Source organism: Catellatospora aurea (genome assembly GCF_042663325.1).
Taxonomy (GTDB): Bacteria; Actinomycetota; Actinomycetes; order Mycobacteriales; family Micromonosporaceae; genus Catellatospora; species Catellatospora aurea.
Genome location: NZ_JBHTAC010000035.1, coordinates 1 through 20,765, shown reverse-complemented (window position 1 = coordinate 20,765; position 20,765 = coordinate 1). Strand labels below are relative to the sequence as shown.

The window sequence follows — 20,765 nt, the reverse complement described above, 5'->3', positions numbered from 1 at the left end:
TCAGCGGCCCTGGAGCGCCTTGACGTTGTCGCCGAAGGTCCAGTTCTTCGAGCCGTCCCAGTTGATGGACCAGGTCATCAGGCCCTTGAGCTGGCCGTTGAAGCTGTTCCACGACTGCGACACCAGCGACGGCGTCATGTAGCCGCCGCCCGCGCCGACCTGCGCCGGCAGGCCCGGGACCTGCTTGTCGTACGGCACGCGGATGGTGACGCCCTGGATGACCAGGCCGGTGTTGAGGCAGGTGGTCTGCGCGACGAAGCCCTGCACCGTGCCGGCCGAGTAGGAGTCGCCGGAGCAGCCGTACATGCTGCCGTTGTAGTACTGCATGTTCAACCACCACAGTCGCCCGTTGTCGGCGTACTTCTTGATGATCGGCAGGTAGGAGCCCCAGATCGAGCCGTAGACGACGCTGCCGCCGGTGACGTACGCGGTCTCCGGGGCCATGGTCAGGCCGAAGTTGGACGGCATCTGCGCCAGCACGCCGTCGATGATGCGGATCAGGTTGGCCTGCGAGGTCGACAGCGTGTTGATGTTGCCGCTGCCGGTGAGGCCCGTCTCGATGTCGATGTCGATGCCGTCGAAGTTGTACTTCTTGAGCAGCGGCACGACGGTGGCGACGAACCGGTCGGCGACGGTCGACGAGCTGAGGTCGATGCCCGCGGTGGCCCCGCCGATCGACATCAGGATCGTCAGGCCGGCGGCCTTGGCGGCGCACATCTCGGCCGGGGTGGCGACCTTCACGCCCGCGTCCATGCCGTCCTCCCACAGCACCGTGCCGTCGGAGCGGATGACCGGGAACGCCGCGTTGATGACGTTGTAGCCGTGCTGGCGGATGCGGGAGTCGGTGATCGGCGTCCAGCCGAACGGCGGGTGCACGCCGTTGGCCGAACCGTCCCAGTTCTCCCAGTACCCGTGCAGGACCTTGCCGGTCGGGCGGGACTTCACGGCGCAGGTGGTGCCGCCGGGGGAGGTGGACGGCGACGGGGACGACGGCGGCGACACCGACGGGGACGGCGACGGCGGGCGCGAGGGGGAGGCCGACGGCGACGGGGGCCGCGACGGCGAGGCCGACGGGGTCGGCGACGGCGGGGTGCCGTCACAGGCGCCGAGGTCGGTCCACAGCGACGGGGTCGCGGCGGGGTTCCAGCCCGCGCCCACGTGGGCGGTGTGCGTCACCAGGGCGCGGTAGAGCCGGCCGTTGTAGGTGACCTGGGTGCCGGCGGTGTAGGTGTTGCCCTCGGCCCAGGCCGGGGCGGAGCAGGCGACGAGGGCGGCGACCGGGGTCGGCGCGGCCTGGCCGCTCGGCATGGAGACGACCGCGACCGCGAGGGTGGCCGCCGCGCTGGTGGCGACGGCGATCACCCAGCGGGCCGAGCGGCGCAGCGTTCGAGAGGAGTTCGGCATGGCGTCATTATTAGGAAGCTTTACTGTCAATGTCCATGGGTGGACGGATGCCAATATCTCATCGCGTCGAATGTGGATCGTGCGGACCTCTGTCGGTGGAAGTCAAGCCGCCTGCGTCACGTGCAGGCGCGTCCGCTCGGCCCAGCGGACGACCAGCGGCGCGATCAGTCCCACCGCGACGAACACCGCGCCCATCAGCAGCCAGCCGGGCGCTCCCCAGGCGATGCAGAGCAGACCGAGCACCGAGGGGGCGACCACGTTCGCCGCGCCCGTGCCGAAGCCGGACACGCCGGTGTACTGGCCCTGCGCGTGCGCCGGCGCCAGCCGGAACTGCAGTTCCAGCGAAGCCGCCGCGTGCCACAGCTCGCCGACGGTGTGCGTGGCGATCCCGACGGCCATCAGGGCCACGGCCAGCCAGGCGGGGGTGCCCGCGGCCGCGGCCATCAACGCCATGCCGACCAGGAACGCCACCCCGCAGCGGCGCAAGGCCCGCCCGGCGGCCGGACCCGTGTCGATGCCCCGGCTCGCCCCGACCTGCAGCGCCGCGACCAGAGCGGTGTTGACGGCGACGGCCACCCCGATGAACCAGCGTGGCGCGTCGGTGCGCAGCGTGATCCACAGCGGCAGCGCGAAGACCAGCACCTGACCCTGGATCGACATGACCGCGTCGAGCACGGTGACCACGAGATAGGGCCGGTCCTTCAGGACGACCCAGCGCCCGGCGGACTCCGCCGGCACGGGCACCGGCGGCAGCGAGGGCAGCCGGGTGATGACCGCCGCGCACGCCACGAAACTCAGCGCGTTGCCGAGCACCAGCGCCAGGTAAGCGGCGCGCGTGTCCAGCTGCACCGCCGTGCCCGCCGCCAGCGCCCCGCAGCACCCGGCGAGGTTCGCCACCGAACGCAGGTACGAGCGGAACTCGGTCAGGTTCGTGCCGCCGAAACCCCGCACCAGCGGCCCGCGGGCCGCGCCACCGGCTGAGTTGGCCAGCTGGGTCACGCACACCACGACCACGAACAGCCAGAACGTGTGCACGAGCACCAGCGACGCCATCGACACGGCTCGCACGATGAGGGTGAGCAGGTAGATCTCGCGCGGCCCGCGCCGGTCGGGCACCTGGCCGACCGGCATCCCGGCGAGCATGCCGACCAGGGCGGCGATGCCCATGCCCAGGGCCACCTTCGCCAGCGGCAGGCCGACCGAGCGGGTGAAGAAGAGCGCGGCACTGGTCATGAAGACACCGGTGCCGACCATGTTGACGAAGGTCGCCAGCGCGATCACGCGCTGCGGGCCGCGTTCCGGGATGAGCCCCCGGCGGACCGGCCAGGAACGGTGCGGCGACGGGACGGTGGGCGTACTCGTGGCGGTCATCGGCGGTGCGGTTCCTTCCCCCGTGGAATGAACTGGTCGTGTCCGGACGCTCGCGCTACTCCAGAGCGGCCAGCTCCTCGGCGGACAGGCGCAGCGCCCCGGCGGCGATGTTCTCCACCAGGTGGTCCGGGTTGCCGGTGCCCGGGATCGCCAGCAGATGGGGCCCGCGGCTGAGCGTCCACGCGATCCGCACCTGCGCGGCCGTCACGCCGCGGGCCTGCGCCACGGCCAGCACCGCGTCGTTGCGGGCGACGCCGCCCGACTCCTTGCCCTCACCGGCGATCGCGAAGAACGGCACGAACGCCACCCCCTGCTCGCCGCAGACCCGCACGAACTCGTCGTGCATACGCCGGGTGTCGACGCCGTACGGGTTCTGCACGCTCACCACGGGGGCGATCGCCTGCGCCTGCGCCAGGTGCTGCGGCCGGATGTTGGACAGGGCCAGGTGCCGGATCAGCCCCGCGTCGCGCAGCTCGGCCAGCGCCCCGAAGTGCTCGGCGACCGAGTCCAGGCCGTGCTGGCGCAGGTACACGACGTCCAGGTGGTCGCGGCCGAGCTGGCGCAGGTTCTCCTCGACCTGGCCGCGCAGCTGGTCGGGCCGGGCCAGCGGCAGCCACTCACCGGACGGGTCACGGCCCGGCCCGACCTTCACCGCGATGACCACGTCGGCGTACGGTGCGAGCGCCCGGTTGATCAGCTCGTTGGCCGAGCGCAGCGGCGAGAAGTAGAACGCCGCGGTGTCGATGTGGTTCACGCCGAGCTCGACGGCCCGCCGCAGCACACCGATGACCCGGTCGCGGTCGCTGGCCGCGCCGTAGCCGTAGTTGGCGCCTCCGGGCAGGCGCATCGCGCCGAATCCGATCCGGTTGACGGTCAGGTCACCGAGCGTCCAGGTGCCCGCCGCGTTCGCGTTGATCAGTGGAGTAGGCATCGGCCGACCATAGCCAGCGTCATTGAGCTGCGCAGTCCCTCGACTGCCCGATGGCGCAACGCCATGATCCTTGTTAGGTTATTAATGTCGGAGGGGACCTGCGGCCGGCGTTCAGCGCCGGGCCAGCTCCGCGGCGATGCCGGTGAACTCGGCGCGGAACTGCAGCACCGACAGCCAGCCGTCCGGAATGGACGACGCCCCGTTCCGCGCACCCAGCAGCCCGCCCGCGATCGCCGCGTTGGTGTCGCTGTCGTTGCCCAGGGCCACGATGTCGATCAGCACGGCGCTCAGGTCGCGGAAGTCGAGCACGGCGGCGACCGCCAGCGCCAGCGAGTCGAGCACGTATCCGTTGCCGTCGTCGGGCAGGCCGGTCACTCCGGTCCGGGCCAGTTCGGCCAGTTCCAGCCGCTCGCCCAGCTCGATGGCGGCCACCACGGACCGCTCGCCCAGCTCCTGCGCGGCGGCCGCCCCGGCGGCCACGGCCTCGGCCGCCGAGCCGCCGTCGACCAGCGCCGCGACGATCTCGTTGTACGCCGCGCAGGCGACCGTGCACCGTACGTCGGAGTGGGTGACCGCGGAGATCCGTACCGACTCCCGGATCCGCCGCGCGCGGTCGCGCACCGCCAGGGCGGTCGGGATGCAGCGCATCAGCGAGCCGTTCCCCGCCCGGCCCGGTCCCGCGCCGGAGCCGTCCGGGTCGCCGGTGCGGGCGAACGCGCGCAGCCCGTCCTCGGTGGCTCCGCCGACGTCCACCGGCGGGCGGCCGGGCACCCGACCCGGCCAGTCGCCCTCGTACCAGCTCAGCATCAGCCGGGCGGCGGCGAGCACGACATCGTCGCCCGGATCCAGATAGGCCAGTGCGACGGCACGGGTCAGGTCGGTGTCGTCGGTGGCGTGGCCCGGCGGCCACTCGAACACGCCACCGCCGACGATCTCGCGGACGCCGTCGGGATACCGGAACCGGATGTACTCCCAGGAGTCGAACTCGACGGTGGCACCGAGCGCGTCACCGGCGTGCACGCCGAGCAGCGCACCGGCCACCCGGTCGGATCTGTCGGTCGTCATACCGGTGATGATGCCACCGGCGTGCCGCCGCTCAGGGGCGTCGGCGCTCCTGCGGCACCACGACGGCGGCCGGCTGGCGGCGCACCACCGCGGGTTGCCGGTGCTCCGGTGCCGACGCGACCTCGGCGAGTTCGTCGTCGTCCTCCGGCGCGGGGTGCTCGTCCAGGTCGAGGGCGTCGAGCTGGCTGTTCATGAACTTGCGCAGCCGGGCCCGGTAGTCGCGGTCGAAGTTCTGCAGCGCCTCGATGCGCCGCTGCAGCACCGAGCGCTTGCCTTCCAGGCTGCCGACCACGTCCTCGTACTGCTGCAGGGCGTCGCGTTCCAGCTCGTCGGCCTTGGCCTGGGCGGCTTCGACGATCTTCGTCGCGGTGGAGCGCGCCTCGGCGATCAGCTGCTCGGTCTCCCGGCGGGCGGCGTCGGCGTTCGCCTGCGCCTCGCGGTTGATCTCGACCGACTTCGCCTGGGCGGCGGCCTGGATCTGCGCCGCATCCTGCCGGGCGCTCTCCACGATGCCGCGCGCGTCGCGGGCCAGGTCGTCGGCCTTGGCGCGGGCGTCGCCCTTGATCCGGTCGGCTTCGGCCTGCGCGGTGGCGACGTGCTCGTCGGCGGTGCGCCGGGCCAGCACCAGCACCTGCAGCGCCTGGCGCTCGGCGTCCGGGTCCGCGAGCACACTGGCCTGCTGCTGCTCGATCGGCTCGTTCTCGGCCGGGCCGCTGAACAGGCCCTTGACCCGACCCTTCAACCGGTTGTCGGTCATCGCAGGTTCTCCTCACCCCAGTGTTCTCAACGCCGCGACTCCCGCCGGCCCGGGTCGACGTTCCCGCGCAGCTTGCACCGTCGAGAACAGCGCCGATGGTAGTCGCCCCGCCGCTGGCGGGGAAGGCGCGTCATCCGTTCCGCCGAACCGCGAGACGCGCGGCCTGCACCTGCGTCTATGTGCGCACATCCCGACACCCGAAGGCCGTCACCTCCCGCCGCCCCCCGCCCCCGCGGCGCGGGGCCACCCGGACCCGGTCGCAACTCTTAAAGACTTGCGGTCTCAGGGCAGCCCGGAGCCCGCAAGTCTTTAAGAGTTGCGGCAGGTGGGGGCGGCAGGTGGGGCGGCAGGTAGGGCGGTGGGCGGGCGGGTCAGAGGGTGGGGAGGCGGTCGGCGAGGACGGTGGCGAGGAGGGCCGCGAAGGTGGCGCTCAGGTGGCTGTTGTCCTTGTAGACGAGGACGTTGCCGATGACGACGGGGCACCTGGCGGCTGTGCACATCCACGGGAGCGGGTCGATGACGGTGACGCCGTCCAGGGTCGCGGCCTCGGCGACCAGGGCGCGGCGGCGGCCGTCGCCGATCGCGGCCTGGGTGGGGCGGTGGCAGGCCTCCAGCTTGGTCAGGTGGCTCGACACGCACTCGGGGGCGTCGCCCGCGGGCCAGGCCGTGTCGCTGATCAGCACCTGCTTCATGCCGGGCTGGGCGAGCCTCCCGAACGTCTTGCGCCACGCGGACGCCCAACCCGTCGCCTGGTCGGGGCCGACGTCGAGGGCGTCGCCGTTGCCGTTGGACGACATCACCACCATCGCCGGGTTCAGCGAGCGGATGTACTCCACGGCGGCGTCGCGCCAGCGCACGCACTCCTCGTACGGCCGCTTGAGGTTGCTCATGTAGATCAGGGTGCTGGCGGCGGAGCAGGCCGACTTGGTGACCACGGCCAGCCGCCAGCCGCGCTGCTTGGCGACGGCGTCCAGGGGCGGGAACCAGTGCCCGGCGTGCGAGTCGCCGAACAGCACGATCGTGGTCTTGCTGTCCGTGTCGCCGTACATGCAGGGTTTGCGCACCTCGGACTCGCTGAACGCGGGGTCGCAGCCGTCGAGGTAGAGCCTGGGCACGTCGACCTTGGCCTTGTCCACGGCCGGGGTGAGGTTGGCGGGCACCGTGCTCGACGCCGCGCCCGCGGCCACCAGGTTGATCAGCTCACGTTCCGCGCCGGTGGCGTTGGCCAGCGCGGACGCGACGTCGAGGGCCTGCCCGGAGCCGGCGGTGGGCGGCGGCACGTACACCGGGGCGGCGACGGCGACGGCGGCCAGCGAGGTGGACAGGGCCAGGCCGAGCGCGATGCCGTGCCAGGGGCGGCGGCGCAGCCGGGGCGCGGAGCGCACCGGGTCCTCGACCTTGACCAGGGTCGTGGCGGCCAGCAGGTACGACAGCCCGGCCAGCACGACGAGCCGGCCGGTGGTCAGCTCCCCGAACACGTACGGCCCGACGACCAGCACCGGCCAGTGCCACAGGTACCAGCCGTACGACAGCCGCCCGGTCAGCTGCACCGGGGCCAGCCCGAGCACCCGGGAGTCGGGACGCGCGCAGCCCGCCCCGAGCACGAGCGCGGTCGCCAGCACGGGCAGTGCGGCGGCATACCCGGGGAAGGCGGTGTGCTCGGTGAAGGTGAACGCGGCCAGCAGGATGCCGGCCAGGCCGACCCAGCGCAGCGCCACGGCCAGCCGCCCCGGCAGCCGCTCCCAGTGCACCGCCGTCGCCGCGATCAGGCCGCCGACGGCCAGTTCCCAGGCCCGCGTCTGCATGCCGAAGTACGCCCACGGCGCGGACACGCCCGTCTGCCACACCGACAGGCCGAACGAGACTGCCACGATCGCCGAGAACAGGGCGAGCACGGCGCGGTGGCGGCGGTGCGGGCGGCGGCGGGTCAGCAGCACCGCCCCGATGAGCAGCAGCGGCCATACGAAGTAGAACTGCTCCTCGACGGCGAGGCTCCAGAAGTGCTGCAGCGGTGACGGCGTCTGCGCCGAGCCGAGGTAGTCGGTGCCCTGCACCGCGAGCCGGTAGTTCATGCCGTAGAAGGTGGTCGCCAGCGCGTCGCCGGCGATGGCCGCGAAGCGCACCGGCGGCAGCCACAGCCAGGCGACGCCGACGGTGACCGCGGTGACGAAGGTCGCCGCGGGCAGCAGCCGGATCGCCCGCCGGGCGTAGAACGAGCCGATCGAGATGGTGCCCGTCTTGTCGACCTCGCGCAGCAGGTGGCCGGTGATGAGGAAGCCCGAGATGACGAAGAAGACGTCCACCCCGACGTAACCGCCGCTGAGCACGCCCACGCCCGCGTGGAACAGCACCACCACGGTGACCGCGAGCGCCCGCAGGCCTTCCACGTCGGGCCGGAAGCCGGCCTGGGGCTGCCTGCGGGCGGAGCGGGGCGGCGGGGCGGCGGGCGGGGCGGGCACGGGGGTGTGCGAGACGCTCATGCGGATTCCTGTTCGCGGTGCCAGCGCGGCGGCTGGGGTCGGCGGGCTCACGAGTGCATCGGGCCGCGGGCCGCACCGGAAACGCCTGCCGCCCCATCCCGCCGAAGATCCGCTCGAACCGGGTAGGCCGACAGGACAGCGGGTCCCGGCCGCGCGGCGGCGGCTGCCGGACGTTCATCCGCAGGGTATGAAAATCGAGGTCAGCGCAACTTTGACACTCCGCCGACCGGGCCATGGCGCGGCGGCACCTCACGCGCTCATTCACCGTTTCGCGGACTAATCCGCGCGGCTGGTCCTGCCGACACGGCGTTGCCGCCGGCCGAGCAGGCCCGTTGGGGCCGTTAGTTTCCGTCCACTCCCGATCGTCTCCATCCGATCTGGAACGACATTCGCTGCGCGCCATCCCCCGGCGCGATCACAGGGGAGCCCTCGATGGCCTTCGGCTCAAGCCAGCACATCCTGCCCGTGACGGGAGTGAGCATGCTGCTCGCGCCCGGCGTGGTCCTCAAAGTCATCTCGGCGGCGCTGACCGCCGTGCTCGTCGGCATCGTGCTGCTGCGTATGTCCGGTCGGCAGGAGCGGTTCGCGGGCCGCATCCCGCGTCCGCGCGGCCGGCACCGGGCCCGCCCGGACGGCGGGTGGCGCTCCGATGCGCGCTGACAACCGCTGGGCGCGGCTGGTCGCCGCGCTGGTCTGCGTCGCCGTCATCGTGGCGTACGTCGAGTTCGTCGGGACCGACTCCGCCGAGCGCGTGCTGTCGCTGGTGGTGCTGCTGTACTCGCTGGGCATCCTGCTGGCCGGGCTGCTGCGCCGGCACCGGGAGCTGCCGCTGCCCGAGGGCCGGATCATCGCGGTGGTGCCGGCGTACAACGAGGACCCGGAGATGCTGCACGACACCGTGCGCAGCCTGCTCAACGGCACGGTGGTGCCGGACGTCATCCACGTCGTCGACGACGGCTCCGCCTCCGAGCTGCCGCCGTTCCAGCACGCCCGGGTGATCTGGCACAAGCGCGAGAACGGCGGCAAGCACCACGCGCAGGCCACCGCGCTGGTCGCCGAGCTGGCCGACTTCGACTTCGTGGTCACCGTGGACAGCGACTCCGTGGTCGACCGGCACGCCGTGGAGCGCTGCCTGCGCCGCTTCGCCGACCCGAAGATCCAGGGCGTGACCGGCGTGGTGTACGCCATGAACCGGGCCGAGAACCTGATCACCAAGGTCACCGACCTGCACTACCTGCACAGCTGCCTGGTGATCCGGGACGGGCTGTCGGCCACCGGCGACATCTTCACCGCCTCCGGCGCGCTGGCGGTGTGGCGCTCGGCGGTGGTCATGGACAACCTCACCGAGTACCTGCGCCGCGGCGTCGCCGACGACCGGCACCTGACCCACTTCGCGCAGCGGCGCGGCACCACCGCGGCCGTCGCCGACGCGATCGTGCACACCGCCGTGCCGGACAACGCGCCCGACCTGTTCCGGCAGCGCATCCGCTGGGCGCGGGACTACTACCGGGTCACCGCGCTGGACATCCGCTACCTGACCGGCTGGTCGTTCTGGCTGCGCACGTTCGACTTCGCACTGATGTGCCTGGCCCCGATCTTCATCCTCGGCGCGCTGATGGTGTTCCCGTTCGCGCAGTGGCGGGTCCCGTGGGTCGGCGTCGGCCTGTGGGTGGCCTTCCTGTACGCGCAGACCACCGTGTACCTGTTCGACCGGCGCGGCGTGCCGCTGGCCGAACGGCTCAGCACCTGGCTGCTGCTCACCCCGGCGCTGTACGTCTTCCAGCTCGTCGTGGTCGGCCCGGCCGTGCTCGCCGGCCTGGCGAACCTGCGCCACAAGTCCTGGCAGACCCGCAACGAGGCCAAGGAGGCGGCCAAGCCGAAGGCCGCCGAACCGCCTCCGCAGCCGCGCCAGGGCCGGTCCTTCTTCCTCGACCTGCTGCGCGCGCTGGCGATGGCCCGGGTCATCGCGTTCCACGCCACCGGCTTCGTCTGGCTCGGCTTCGCGCTGCCCTCGATGGGCGTCATGTTCGCGCTGGCCGGGTCGCTGATGGCGCGGTCCATGATGAAGGCCAAGGACCGGCCCGAGATCGCGGTGTGGAGCCGGTTCCGCCGGGTCATGCCCGCGGTGTGGGCGGCGGGGCTGATCCTCGTACCGCTGATGTGGGTGATGGGCTGGGACGGCACTGACGCGCGACCGTTCAACGAGACCGCGGTGCTGGCCTGGGTCTTCCCGCTGTCGGACCCGCCCGGCAACGACTGGGCCGTGCCGATCACGGGTGTGCTCTGGTACATCCGCACCTACCTGTGGCTGACGCTGCTGGCCCCGCTGCTGTGGGCCTGCTACCGCCGCCGCCCGCTGCTGACCGCGCTGGCCCCGCTGGCGCTGCTGGCCGTGTCGCCGCTCATCGGGTTCAGCTCGTGGCTGGCCGACGTCACCCAGATGCTCGGCATCTACGCGCCGTGCTGGGTGCTCGGCTACTGGCACGCCACCGGGCGCCTGCAGCGGGCCAACCGCAAGCTGGTCCTGGCACTGTCGGCCGTCATGGTCGGCGGGGCGCTCGGCTGGCTGCACTTCTTCCCGCCGGCGGGCGGGCTGCTCCAGGCCAGCCCGGTCGGTCAGGTGCTGTGGTGTGCCGCGTTCGTGGTGCCGCTGCTGCACTGGGACCCGGAGCTGACCTGGCTGTCGGCCCGCAAGCGGTTCCGCCGGGTGGTCGAGTGGATCAGCAGCCGCTCGCTGACCATGTTCCTGTGGCACCAGCTCGCGGTGCTGACGACCATCTTCATCCTGGGCAAGGCCAGGATCTGGGCGCTGGACAACGAACCCCTGCTCATCGCGATCAAGCTCGCCCTGTCGTGCGTCTTCGTCGCGGGCGCGTGCTGGCTGCTCGGCTGGGTCGAGGACCTGCCTCGCCGCCGTCGCCGGGCCCACGCCCGGGTCGGCCGCCACCATCCCGAGGTCGTCGCCGTCATCGCCCCGCCGCCCGAACCCGACCAGACCATGGTCATGTCCACCATCACCGCCCGCACCATCCGCGCCACCGCCCCCGTCCCCTGACCCGGCGGGGGGCGAAGGAAGGGCACCTTCTTAACGCTCCGCGTTGCAGAAGGTGCCCTTCCCCACACGGCACGCGGCTGACCTGCGGCTTCCCGGCCGGATCGTGTCGGCGCGATCGCCGCCGCAGGGGCCTCGCCGACCGCTGTCGGCCTGCGCAGCGACGGCACGGTACTACGCTGGGCGAATGGCACATCGGCACACGGATCCGGCCTGCGCGGCGGCACACGGCGACCTGCCCGCGTCCCACGGCGCACGTACCCTGGTCGCCGTCTTCGCGTCCCCGGTCGCCGAGCACCTGCTGCACTTCGGCCACGACCTCGGATACCGCACCGTGCTGGTCGAACCCGACCTGCACCTGATCGAATCCGCGTCCCGGCCGGAACACCTGCACCTGGCCAGCACCGTCGACCCTTCGTTCGCCGACCGCGACGCCGACGTGGTGGTCACCGACCACGACCGGGCGGAACTCGGCGCGATCCTCGACGCGGCCCTGCAGACCCGGGCCCGTTGGATCGGCGTGATGGGCAGCCCTCGGCACACCGCCCCGCACGTGGCGGCGTTGCGTGAGCGCGGGGTCGACGAGAGCGCGGTCGCGCGGGTGCGCCGGCCGATCGGGTTGAACATCGGGTCGCGTACGCCCGCCGAGATCGCCGTGGCGACGCTGGCCGGCCTCATCGCCGACCGCAACGGCCGCCCCGGCGGCTTCGCCTTCTGACTCGTCCTGGTGGCTCAGCCAGAGTGGGACGGCGTGTGCGCGTGGACATGTCTGTCGTCGCTTACATCTTTTTTGATGTGGGCACATCAAAAAAGATGTAAGCCGCAGCGCGACGTCGTGTTCTCGGCCCGCGGGCCGAAGGCCGCAGCCGCCGCGCCGCCGGAGTTCCGGTGGGCCGACTTGAGCCCCTGCTGGTGCCTGCCGCTCGCCGATTCCCTGCTCACGGGGCATGCCGCGTTAACAAGGGCACCTTCTTATACGCGGAGCGATAAGAAGGTGCCCTTCCTTCTGAAAAATCTTGGCGGGGAGTGTCCGGAACGCGGTCGGCTGTTCGTCACCAGGGTGAACTCGAACAAGGGAGCAAAGAGATGAAGTATCTGATGTTCGTCTGCACCGACACCGAGCCGGACACCGATCCCACGCCGGAGCCCGACGTCGACGTCTGGGTCAACCAGCACGACGCCAGCGGGCAGCGCCTGATGGGCATGGGGCTCGCGCCGAAGTCGACGGCGACGACCGTACGGGTGCGCAACGGGCAGACCCTGGTCTCCGACGGGCCGTTCGCCGAGACCAAGGAGCTGATCGTCGGCTTCGACCTGCTGGAGTGCGCCGACCTGGACGAGGCGATCGAGGTCGCGAAGGGTCACCCGATGGCCCGCGGGGGCCGCATCGAGATCCGGCCGCAGGCCGACTGGGACCGGTCTTGACCGACGCACGGGCCGCGGCGGCGCAGGCCGCCGCGGCCGCGGCCACCGAGGCGTACCAGCGCATCGTGGCAGCCTTGATCCGCATCACCGGTGACTGGACGCTGGCCGAGGACTGCGCCCAGGAGGCGCTCGCGCTCGCGCTCGACCACTGGCCGGCCGACGGCGTGCCGGACAACCCGGGCGGCTGGCTGATGACGGTGGCCCGCAACCGTGCCCTCGACGTGCTGCGGCGCGGCACCGTCGAACGCCGCAAGCTGCGTGAACTGGCCGTGCTGGCGCTGACCGCGGCCACCGGCGAACCCGAGCGGGAGGAGATCGTGGACGACCGGCTGCGGCTGATCTTCACCTGCTGCCATCCCGCGCTGCCGCTCGAAGGCCGGGTGGCGCTGACCCTGCGCACCATCTGCGCCGTGCCGACCCCGGACATCGCGCGGGCGTTCCTGGTCGGCGAATCCACCATGACCCGGCGTCTGACCAGGGCCAAAACCAAGATCTCAGAAGCCCGCATCCCGTATCGCGTGCCGACCGGCCCCGCCCTGCAAGAGCGCCTGCCCGGCGTGCTGGCCGTGCTCTACCTGCTGTTCACCCACGGCTACAACCCCGACGGGGAGCCCGCCTTCGCCGACGAGGCGATCCGGCTGGCCCGCCTGCTCGCCCGGCTCATGCCCGCCCAGGCCGAGGCCCACGCCCTGCTCGCGCTGTTCCTGCTGCAGCACTCGCGGCGGCACACGCGCCGCGACGCGGCCGGCGACCTGGTCCCGCTCGACCGGCAGGACCGGTCCCGCTGGGACCGCACCGCGATCGACGAAGCCGTCGGCATCCTGTCCGGCCTCGACGAACCCGGGCCCGGCGAGCCTGGACCCCACGAACCCGGGCCCTACGCGCTGCAGGCCCGGATCGCGGCCTGCCACGCCACGGCGGCGTCGGTCCCGGACACCGACTGGCGGCGCATCGCCGACTGCTACGACCGGCTCGCCGAGCTGCAGCCCGGCCCCGTGATCGAGCTGAACCGCGCGGTCGCGCACGGCTACGCCCACGGGCCGGCGGCCGGGCTGGACCTGCTGGCCCGAGCCCGAACGGGCGGGGCACTCGACGGATACCCGCTGGCGATCGCCGCGGAGGCCGACTTCACCGCGCGGGCCGGTGACCGGGCGCGCGCCGCGGACCTGTTCCGCACCGCCGCCGCGCACGCCCACAGCGAGGTCGAGCGGCGCGCCCTGCTCGACCGCGCCGACGAGCTCCGCGAGGAATCCGATGGGCCTGGGTACTGAACCGACCTGGACGCAGCCCTGCGGACAGCGAGACGCCCGCTGCGGCCACGGGGGCACGCAACGGGCGTCTCGGCAGATCAGGCGCAGGTCGTCCGGGGCAGGCCGGCCACCTCGATCGGCGAGCGGCCGATCGGCTTCGCCTTGCCGGTGAGCACCGCGGCCAGCCCGTCCATGGACAGGTCGCTGGACGAGTACGTCGCCACCAGCACCTTCGAGGTCGACTTGGCGAGCAGCGTCGGCACGTCCATGTGGACGGTGACCGCTGCGCCCGCGGCCAGGTCGTCGGCGGTGTCGCCGTACCCGACGAGGTGCACGACGCTGCCGCCGGACTCGACCACGGTGGCCCCGGACTTCTTGAGCGCCTCGATCAGGCGGTTGCGGGCCTTGTCGCGGCCCGGGGAGGCGGTCACCCGCACCGGGCCGGTCACCAGCGGCTTGCCGCAGGTGCCGCGCAGCACCGTGACCGCGGCCGCGGCCAGCGGGGCCACGTCCTGCTGGTGGGTGCCCACGGTGGACAGGGCCGGCGCCGCGGCCTGGCCGAAGCCGAGCTTGAGGTGCAGGATCCGGCCGACGGCCTCGACGAGCCGGGCCCGGGGCAGGGTGCCCGCCTTCACCGCGTCGACGATGCCCTGGTGCGCCTGGCCCACGTGCGGCGGCATGAGGATCAGGTCGTTGCCGGCCAGCAGCGCCTTCACGGCGGCCTCGCCCGGCGGCGCCTTCATCGCCGGAGCCATGTTCATGCCGTCGGTCACCACGACGCCCTGGAAACCCAGCTCCTTGCGGAGCAGATCGGTCAGCACCTTCTTGGAGAACGTCGCCGCCACGCCCGGGTCGACCGCCTGCACGTCCAGGTGGCCCGACATGATGATCGGCGCCCCGGCCTTGATGCCCGCCTTGAAAGTGGCCAGGTCGTCGGTGTCCAGCAGCTGCCGGGACTGCTTCACGACGGGCAGTTCGGTGTGGCTGTCCGCGCTGGTGTGGCCGTGCCCGGGGAAGTGCTTCAGCGTCGCGGCCACGCCGCCCGCCCGCATGCCCTTGACCGCGGCGACGACCTGATCACCGGCCGCGCGCGGGTCCGACCCGTACGACCGGGAACCGATCACGGAGCTGCCCGCCGGGCCGAGCACGTCGGCGACCGGCGCGAAGTTCACGTTCACGCCCACCGCGGCCAGCTCCAGGCCCGCCGCACGCCAGGCCACCTCGGTCAGGCCCGGATCGGCGGCCGCCCCGAACGTCATCGCGCTGGGCAGCACCGTCATCCCGGTGGTGAGCCGGGTGACCACGCCGAACTCCTGGTCCATGCCGATCAGCAGCGGCACGTCGGCGGGCAGCCGGGCGGCGGCCGCCTGCAGGCCTCCGGTCAGCGCCCGCACCTGCTCCGGCGACTGCACGTTGTTGACCGGCTGGTTGGCGGCGGTCGGGTCGTTGCCGCCGAACCCGATCAGGATCATGCCGCCGAGCCGGTACTTCTCCACCATCTGCGCGGGGCTGTCCACACCCGCGAGTGCCTTGTTGCCCGCCGCGGTGCCCGCGGAGACGTCGGTGGCCGAGCGCCCGTAGGCGAACGGCATCAGCACCTGGCCGGCGAGGTCCGCGTCGGACATCTTCTTGATGATCCCCGCGACCTTGGCGGAGACGTCGGCCGGGTCCTGCATCGGCAGAGTTCCCCCGTTGTCGGGCGCCGTGCCGCACGCGCTTGCCACGACCGCCACGGTGCACAGGCCGGACACGACGGCACCGAGCCGGCGGAACCACTTCTGCGTTGACAAGGTCACGCGGGTATCCCACCAGCAGTACGGGACGGGGTCAACCGTTACACGCGACCACATCCTCCTTACGGCCGAGCCCGCCACCCACGCCTGGACTAACCCGCCCTGGTCAGCAGCGTCACCGGCGCCCCCTCGGCGGCGTAGCGATACGGCTCGAGTTCGGCGTCCCAGGGGGTGCCCATCGCCATGTCGAGAGCATGCGCCAGCGCCTCCGGGCTGCGGCTGCCCGCGATGAGGGAACGCAGCCGGTCCTCACCGAGCTGGATGTCACCGGCCGCGCCCATCGCGGCCCGGAACAGGCCCCGGCCGGGCACGTGCATGAACCGCTCGCCGTCGACACCGGCGCTCGGCTCCTCGGTGATCTCGAACCGCAGCATCGGCCACTGACGCAGCTCAGCCGCTATCTCCGCGGCGGTGCCGGGACGACCGGACCAGCCGCACTCGGCGCGGCGGGCGCTGGGTTCGAGCGGCTGCACGGTCCAGTGCAGGTTGACCGCGCCGCTTTTCAGGGCGCGCGAAATCGCCCACTCGACGTGAGGACACACGGCAAGCGGGCTCGAGTGGACGTGTACGACGCCACGCGTGGGCACGGTGACCTCCCGAGACGGACAGGCGCGTCTTCCCCTACGGCCTGGCGACTCCGGCGATCTCACCCATGATGACGGCTGGGGCGGATGTGGCGCCAGAGAATCGCCAAACTCGCCGGATGAATTGTCCGACCGGCCCGCGGCGACGTGTCCGTCACACCGGAAGGCGACGCCGGTCAGGGTCTGCTCGGGGGTCGTGTAGAGTTCTTAAGTCAACCAGACTTTCAAGGAGTACGTCGTGGCGAGCAACACCTCCAAGACCGCGCGCGCGTCTGTCCGGGCCGGTGAGGCCAAGGGTGGCGCGCTGAGCGTGCTCGGTGAGTTCAAGTACATCATTCCGCTGAACAACGGCAAGCACGCCTACGTGCGGAACCTCACCAACGGCAAGACCGTGCACCTGAGCACCTCTTCGGACGCCTTCGTCGAGGAGATCCGCGTGCTCGCGGGCGCCGGCCACGCCACCAAGATCCGCGCTGAGCTGGTCGCTCTCAACAGCTCCCACCCGGGCCACGGCTGGGACGCCACCGAGAAGCGCCTGGCCGAGGCCGGCATCTTCGAGGGCTGAGCCCCCTCTGTCTCACGTTGAGGCCCCGTCCGCCCCGCGGCCGGGGCCTCAACCATGCCCGCCACGCCACGCCGACCCGCGCCCCGGCCGGCCCGCTGACCCGGGCGGCAGGTGGTGGTGGGGGGCGGTGGGTCAGAGGAGTTCGACGACGCCGGTGTCGAGGTCGTAGACGGCGCCGACGATCCGGGCGCGGCCGGCGGCGGTGGCGGTGGCGAGCCGCTCGGCGAGGCTGAGCTGCTCGACGGTGCGGCTGACGTGGCGGCGCAGCGCCTTCTGGTTCACCTGCGGGTCGTTGAGGCCGACCTCGGTGACCGCGGGCGCGATCTGGTCCACCAGGTAACCCATGAACCCGTCGGGCCGGCTGCCGGTGCGCAGCGCGTCGACGGTCGCGGCCACGGCGCCGCAGCGCTCGTGCCCGAGCACCATCACCAGCGAGGCGTGCAGCTCGGAGACGGCGAACTCGACCGAGCCCACCACCGAGCGGTCCAGCACGTGCGCGCCGGAACGGACCACGCACATGTCGCCGAAGTTCTGGTCGAACACGGCTTCCAGCGGCACCCGCGAGTCGATGCAGCCGAGCACCACCGCGTACGGCTCCTGGCCACTGGACTGGGCGGCCGCCTCACCGACATGGTGGCCGTACCGGGGGCGTCCGGCCGCGAAGCGGCGGTTGCCCGTCATCAGGTCGGCCAGCGCCTCTGCCGGCCCCCGGCGCTCGCCGGGCATCGTCGCATCACGGTCCGGCGGCGCGGTCCTCGACAGCGTCATGAGTCAAGCGTCGCTGGCGAACGCACGCCGCCAAAAGGTTACTCGGAAGTAGTGCGACGCTTCTCACGACCGATCCGGCGGTTTCGGGGAAACCGCGCGAATTTCGCTGCCCGATTCCTACAGTTTCCCGGAAACCGCAGGACGCCCGATCCCACCGCGGTCTTCCGCCATGGCGGGTGGGGCGAGGCCGTGATCCGACACCTCCGGTGGCCCCTTAGGGAGTTCAGCCGGGTGCGACGGGGTCCCCCGTCGGGTATCTTTCGAGCGTCCCGTCAGGTCACTACGGGCGATGACGCTCGGAGAAGGGGTGGCCGGTGGAGTTCGTCGGAGCATGGCTGGAGACGCTGCCGGCGGTCGCCATCTACCTCATCGTCGGTCTGGTCATCGGGACCGAGAGCATGGGCATCCCGCTACCCGGCGAGATCGTGCTGGTCAGCGCCTCCCTGCTCGCCGCGACCACGGATCACATCTCGCCGTGGGGCGTGGCCGCCGGTGCCGCGATCGGCGCGATCGTCGGCGACTCCATCGGGTACGCGATCGGCAAGCGCGGCGGACGCCCGCTGCTGGAGCGCCTGGGCCGCCGTTTCCCGAAGCACCTGGGCCCGGAGCAGATCGTGCGGGCCGAGGCGATGTTCGGGCGCTGGGGCACCTGGGCGGTGTTCTTCGGCCGTTTCATCGCGCTGCTGCGCATCCTGGCGGGCCCGATGGCCGGAGCACTGAAGGTGCCGTACCGCAAGTTCCTGCTGGCCAACGCGGGTGGCGGGCTGGTCTGGGCGTTCGGGACCACGTTCGCGATCTACGCGCTGGGCGCGGTGGCGGAGGCGTGGCTGAAGCGCTTCTCGTGGGCGGCGCTGGCCCTGGCCGTGGTCTTCGGGCTGGGCACCACCTGGTGGTTCAAGCACCGGGCCAAGAAGTCCCTGGTCGAAGCGGCCGCAGACGAGACGGTCGAGCTGCTGGGCGACCACGAGATCGACCACCCCACCGACGCGGGGGCCGCCGCGAAGGAGCGGGTCGGCTGACTTCCAGCCTATCCGGTGGGGCCGCGCGTCACATCGGCCCGGTGATCGATCTTCCGGTCGGAGGCAGCCCGTACCCTATCGGGGCACCATCGCCGCCATATCCGGCCCAGGAGACGCATGTCTGACAACACCCTGCACGACGAGATCGCCATCGAGCAGCAGCACGTGGACCGTGTCTACGCGCGGCTGGCCCGACTGCGCGCCGACGCCGCGAAGGCCGAGGCCGACGGCTATCAACTCGCACGGGTCGGCACGTTCGGGTCCCTGGTCGAGCGCGACGCGATGGTGTTCCACGCGGCGCGGCGGCGGCACGCGTTCGACGCCGAGCACGAGGGCCTGGTCTTCGGCCGCCTGGACCTGCACCCCAGCGGCGTCGAGCCGGACGAGGCCGCGGCCGACCCGGAGGCGGCGGGCTGGGACGAGCGCCCCCGCTACATCGGCCGGCTCGGCGTGCGTACCGAGGAAGCGGAGCCGCTGCTCATCGACTGGCGCGCGCCGGCCGCGGCGGCCTTCTACCGCGCGACCGCAGCGCAGCCGCTGGGTGTGATCCGCCGCCGGATGATCTCGTCATTCGGCGAGAAGGTGACCGGCCTGGAGGACGACCTGCTCGACCCGTCGGCCGCGCCCGAGGGTATGCGGGTGGTCGGCGACGGCGCGCTGCTGGCGGCGCTGAGCCGGGCCAAGGGCACCGGCATGCGCGACATCGTGGCGACCATCCAGCACGAGCAGGACCTGGCGATCCGCTCCCCCGCGTCCGGGGTGACCGTCGTCGAGGGCGGCCCCGGCACCGGCAAGACCGCGGTGGCCCTGCACCGCGCGGCGTACCTGCTCTACTCCGACCGGGCCCGGTTCGCCGGCGGCGGCGTGCTGATCGTCGGCCCGTCCCCGGTGTTCGTCGAGTACATCGAGACCGTGCTGCCCTCGCTCGGCGAGGACACCGCGACGCTGAAGTCGCTCGGGCAGCTCGTGCCCGGGTTCAGCGCCACCCGTGAGGAGACCGCCGCGGTCCGCGCGATCAAGGGTTCGACGCGGATGCGGCGGGTGCTGCGCCGCGCCGCCGAGGACGCCCCGCCCGGCTGCCCCGACGGCCTGCGGCTGCGCTACCGCGGCGAGTGGCTGGAGCTGAGCTGGCGGCAGGGCGAGGACATCCGGCGGCGGATCGGGCGCGGCAACCGGCGCAACGAGATCCGCGCGAAGGCGTTCGGCGCGGTGTTGGACCTGCTCTGGGAGCAGATGAAGGCCAAGCAGCCGCGGCTGGAGCAGGCCCGCTTCGACGAGGAGCTGACCGAGCACGAGGGCTTCCGCGACTTCCTCAAGGCGTGGTGGCCGCTGGTGCGTCCGGAGCAGGTGCTGGGCTGGCTGGCCGACCCGCAGCGGCTGCGCCGCTACGCCGAGAGCACGCTGTCGAACGAGGAGCAGCGGACCCTGGTGCGGGCGCTGGCCCCGCTGCGTGAGCAGGGCCCCAGCATCGACGACGTGCCGCTGCTCGACGAGCTGCGGGAGCTGATCGGCGAGAAGCCCAAGCCGCGGGTACGCCGCCGCGAGGCGTACACGGTGGGCGGGGTCCGCGAGGTGGCGACGGCGTACGAGCGCTCGCGCGCCGCGTCGGCCGCCGCCCCCCGGGAGAACGACTACCGCGACTACGCGCACGTCGTCGTCGACGAGGCGCAGGACGTCACGCCCATGCAGTGGCGCATGATCGGCCGGCGCGGCCACGCGGCGAGCTGGACCGTGGTCGGCGACCCCGCGCAGTCGGCGTGGATCGGCAGCGCGGGCGAGGTGGCCCGCGCGCGGGACGAGGCGCTGGGCGGCCGCAAGCGCCACCCGCACCAGCTCACCACCAACTACCGCAACTCGACCGAGATCTTCGAGGTCGCCGCCGAGGTCATCCGCAGGGTGTCCCCGGACCTGCCGCTGCCCAAGGCCGTGCGCACCACCGGCATCGACCCCGTGCACCGGATCGTCGAGCGTTCCGCCCTGGACGACGCGGTCCGCGACGCGGTCGCAGCGCTGCTCACCGAGGTCGAGGGCACCGTCGGCGTGATCACCCCCGACGCCCGCATCCGCGACCGCGTCATCGCCCGCCTGTCCGAGTGGGACACCGAGCGCCTGCGCGTGGTCACCGCCCTGGCCGCCAAGGGCATGGAGTACGACGCCGTCGTCCTGGTCGAACCCGGCCTCATCGACGCCGGTACCGACGCGGGTCGCCGCACCCTCTACGTGGCCCTCTCCCGCGCCACCCAGCGCCTCACCACCCTCGCCACCCGCCCCTGGCGCTGAAAGGAAGGGCACCTTCACAAC

Annotated in this window: 17 protein-coding genes; 8 read left to right on the top strand and 9 right to left on the bottom strand. The window is 72.4% G+C overall.

The window, feature by feature from the left end; translation table 11 throughout:
* The 6 genes from ACFQO7_RS27050 to ACFQO7_RS27025 all read right to left on the bottom strand — a co-directional run bounded on the left by ACFQO7_RS27050 (position 1) and on the right by ACFQO7_RS27025 (position 8,008).
* The gene (locus tag ACFQO7_RS27050) at positions 1-1,308 is read right to left on the bottom strand and encodes a carbohydrate-binding protein (RefSeq protein ID WP_376809054.1); all 1,308 of its coding nucleotides are present in this window, start codon (positions 1,306-1,308) and stop codon (positions 1-3) included.
* 198 nt (positions 1,309-1,506) lie between these two features.
* A complete protein-coding gene (locus tag ACFQO7_RS27045) occupies positions 1,507-2,775 on the bottom strand; it encodes an MFS transporter (protein WP_376809002.1) in 1,269 nt (422 codons plus the stop codon).
* Between the two features lie 55 nt (positions 2,776-2,830).
* Positions 2,831-3,706 (bottom strand): aldo/keto reductase, encoded by an 876-nt coding sequence (locus ACFQO7_RS27040; protein WP_376809001.1) that lies wholly within the window; start codon positions 3,704-3,706, stop codon positions 2,831-2,833.
* Between the two features lie 111 nt (positions 3,707-3,817).
* The gene (locus tag ACFQO7_RS27035) at positions 3,818-4,771 is read right to left on the bottom strand and encodes an ADP-ribosylglycohydrolase family protein (RefSeq protein ID WP_376809000.1); all 954 of its coding nucleotides are present in this window, start codon (positions 4,769-4,771) and stop codon (positions 3,818-3,820) included.
* A 31-nt stretch (positions 4,772-4,802) separates the two neighbouring features.
* Positions 4,803-5,528 carry a hypothetical protein gene (locus ACFQO7_RS27030; protein WP_376808999.1) on the bottom strand — a complete coding sequence of 242 codons (726 nt, stop codon included), beginning with the start codon at positions 5,526-5,528 and terminating at the stop codon, positions 4,803-4,805.
* 371 nt (positions 5,529-5,899) lie between these two features.
* Positions 5,900-8,008: an acyltransferase family protein gene (locus ACFQO7_RS27025; RefSeq protein ID WP_376808998.1), complete on the bottom strand. Its 2,109-nt coding sequence runs from the start codon at positions 8,006-8,008 to the stop codon at positions 5,900-5,902.
* A gap of 432 nt (positions 8,009-8,440) precedes the next feature.
* Here ACFQO7_RS27025 and ACFQO7_RS27020 point away from each other — a divergent pair, with 432 nt between their 5' ends.
* From ACFQO7_RS27020 to ACFQO7_RS27000, 5 genes are all read left to right on the top strand, one after another.
* Positions 8,441-8,668 (top strand): hypothetical protein, encoded by a 228-nt coding sequence (locus tag ACFQO7_RS27020; RefSeq protein WP_376808997.1) that lies wholly within the window; start codon positions 8,441-8,443, stop codon positions 8,666-8,668.
* On the top strand, positions 8,658-11,063 hold the full coding sequence (locus ACFQO7_RS27015) for an acyltransferase family protein (protein WP_376808996.1): 2,406 nt from the start codon (positions 8,658-8,660) through the stop codon (positions 11,061-11,063). The genes ACFQO7_RS27020 and ACFQO7_RS27015 overlap by 11 nt, the downstream gene beginning before the upstream one ends.
* 184 nt (positions 11,064-11,247) lie before the next feature.
* Complete coding sequence (locus ACFQO7_RS27010; protein WP_376808995.1) at positions 11,248-11,778, top strand: XdhC family protein; 531 nt, start codon at positions 11,248-11,250, stop codon at positions 11,776-11,778.
* 368 nt (positions 11,779-12,146) lie between these two features.
* Positions 12,147-12,485: a YciI family protein gene (locus ACFQO7_RS27005; protein WP_376808994.1), complete on the top strand. Its 339-nt coding sequence runs from the start codon at positions 12,147-12,149 to the stop codon at positions 12,483-12,485.
* On the top strand, positions 12,482-13,756 hold the full coding sequence (locus tag ACFQO7_RS27000; RefSeq protein ID WP_376808993.1) for an RNA polymerase sigma factor: 1,275 nt from the start codon (positions 12,482-12,484) through the stop codon (positions 13,754-13,756). Before ACFQO7_RS27005 ends, ACFQO7_RS27000 begins: the two co-directional genes overlap by 4 nt.
* 77 nt (positions 13,757-13,833) lie before the next feature.
* Here ACFQO7_RS27000 and ACFQO7_RS26995 read toward each other — a convergent pair whose 3' ends face one another.
* Together ACFQO7_RS26995 and ACFQO7_RS26990 are read right to left on the bottom strand one after the other, a co-directional pair.
* Entirely contained in the window at positions 13,834-15,585 is a 1,752-nt protein-coding gene (locus ACFQO7_RS26995; RefSeq protein WP_376808992.1) for a glycoside hydrolase family 3 protein, read from the bottom strand.
* Between the two features lie 35 nt (positions 15,586-15,620).
* Positions 15,621-16,115, bottom strand: a complete 495-nt coding sequence (locus ACFQO7_RS26990; protein ID WP_203687791.1) for a DUF3145 domain-containing protein — start codon at positions 16,113-16,115, stop codon at positions 15,621-15,623.
* 235 nt (positions 16,116-16,350) lie between these two features.
* Here ACFQO7_RS26990 and ACFQO7_RS26985 point away from each other — a divergent pair, with 235 nt between their 5' ends.
* Positions 16,351-16,677 (top strand): hypothetical protein, encoded by a 327-nt coding sequence (locus ACFQO7_RS26985; protein WP_360537831.1) that lies wholly within the window; start codon positions 16,351-16,353, stop codon positions 16,675-16,677.
* Between the two features lie 132 nt (positions 16,678-16,809).
* On the opposite strand, the gene ACFQO7_RS26980 is transcribed toward ACFQO7_RS26985, so the two are convergent.
* Positions 16,810-17,445: a carbonic anhydrase gene (locus ACFQO7_RS26980; protein ID WP_376808991.1), complete on the bottom strand. Its 636-nt coding sequence runs from the start codon at positions 17,443-17,445 to the stop codon at positions 16,810-16,812.
* Positions 17,446-17,759: 314 nt separating this feature from the next.
* On the opposite strand from ACFQO7_RS26980, the gene ACFQO7_RS26975 reads away from it, so the two are divergent.
* Complete coding sequence (locus ACFQO7_RS26975) at positions 17,760-18,464, top strand: DedA family protein (RefSeq protein WP_360540763.1); 705 nt, start codon at positions 17,760-17,762, stop codon at positions 18,462-18,464.
* 117 nt (positions 18,465-18,581) lie between these two features.
* Complete coding sequence (locus ACFQO7_RS26970) at positions 18,582-20,744, top strand: HelD family protein (protein ID WP_376808990.1); 2,163 nt, start codon at positions 18,582-18,584, stop codon at positions 20,742-20,744.
* Positions 20,745-20,765 lie beyond the last annotated feature (21 nt).

Bases quoted from the DNA above. Each gene is read 5' to 3' on its own strand.
- ACFQO7_RS27050 (WP_376809054.1), bottom strand. From the start codon at position 1,308: ATGCCGAGCGGCCAGGCCGCGCCGACCCCGGTCGCCGCCCTCGTCGCC.
- ACFQO7_RS27045 (WP_376809002.1), bottom strand. From the start codon at position 2,775: ATGACCGCCACGAGTACGCCCACCGTCCCGTCGCCGCACCGTTCCTGG.
- ACFQO7_RS27040 (WP_376809001.1), bottom strand. From the start codon at position 3,706: ATGCCTACTCCACTGATCAACGCGAACGCGGCGGGCACCTGGACGCTC.
- ACFQO7_RS27035 (WP_376809000.1), bottom strand. From the start codon at position 4,771: ATGACGACCGACAGATCCGACCGGGTGGCCGGTGCGCTGCTCGGCGTG.
- ACFQO7_RS27030 (WP_376808999.1), bottom strand. From the start codon at position 5,528: ATGACCGACAACCGGTTGAAGGGTCGGGTCAAGGGCCTGTTCAGCGGC.
- ACFQO7_RS27025 (WP_376808998.1), bottom strand. From the start codon at position 8,008: ATGAGCGTCTCGCACACCCCCGTGCCCGCCCCGCCCGCCGCCCCGCCG.
- ACFQO7_RS27020 (WP_376808997.1), top strand. From the start codon at position 8,441: ATGGCCTTCGGCTCAAGCCAGCACATCCTGCCCGTGACGGGAGTGAGC.
- ACFQO7_RS27015 (WP_376808996.1), top strand. From the start codon at position 8,658: ATGCGCGCTGACAACCGCTGGGCGCGGCTGGTCGCCGCGCTGGTCTGC.
- ACFQO7_RS27010 (WP_376808995.1), top strand. From the start codon at position 11,248: ATGGCACATCGGCACACGGATCCGGCCTGCGCGGCGGCACACGGCGAC.
- ACFQO7_RS27005 (WP_376808994.1), top strand. From the start codon at position 12,147: ATGAAGTATCTGATGTTCGTCTGCACCGACACCGAGCCGGACACCGAT.
- ACFQO7_RS26995 (WP_376808992.1), bottom strand. From the start codon at position 15,585: ATGTGGTCGCGTGTAACGGTTGACCCCGTCCCGTACTGCTGGTGGGAT.
- ACFQO7_RS26980 (WP_376808991.1), bottom strand. From the start codon at position 17,445: ATGACGCTGTCGAGGACCGCGCCGCCGGACCGTGATGCGACGATGCCC.
- ACFQO7_RS26970 (WP_376808990.1), top strand. From the start codon at position 18,582: ATGTCTGACAACACCCTGCACGACGAGATCGCCATCGAGCAGCAGCAC.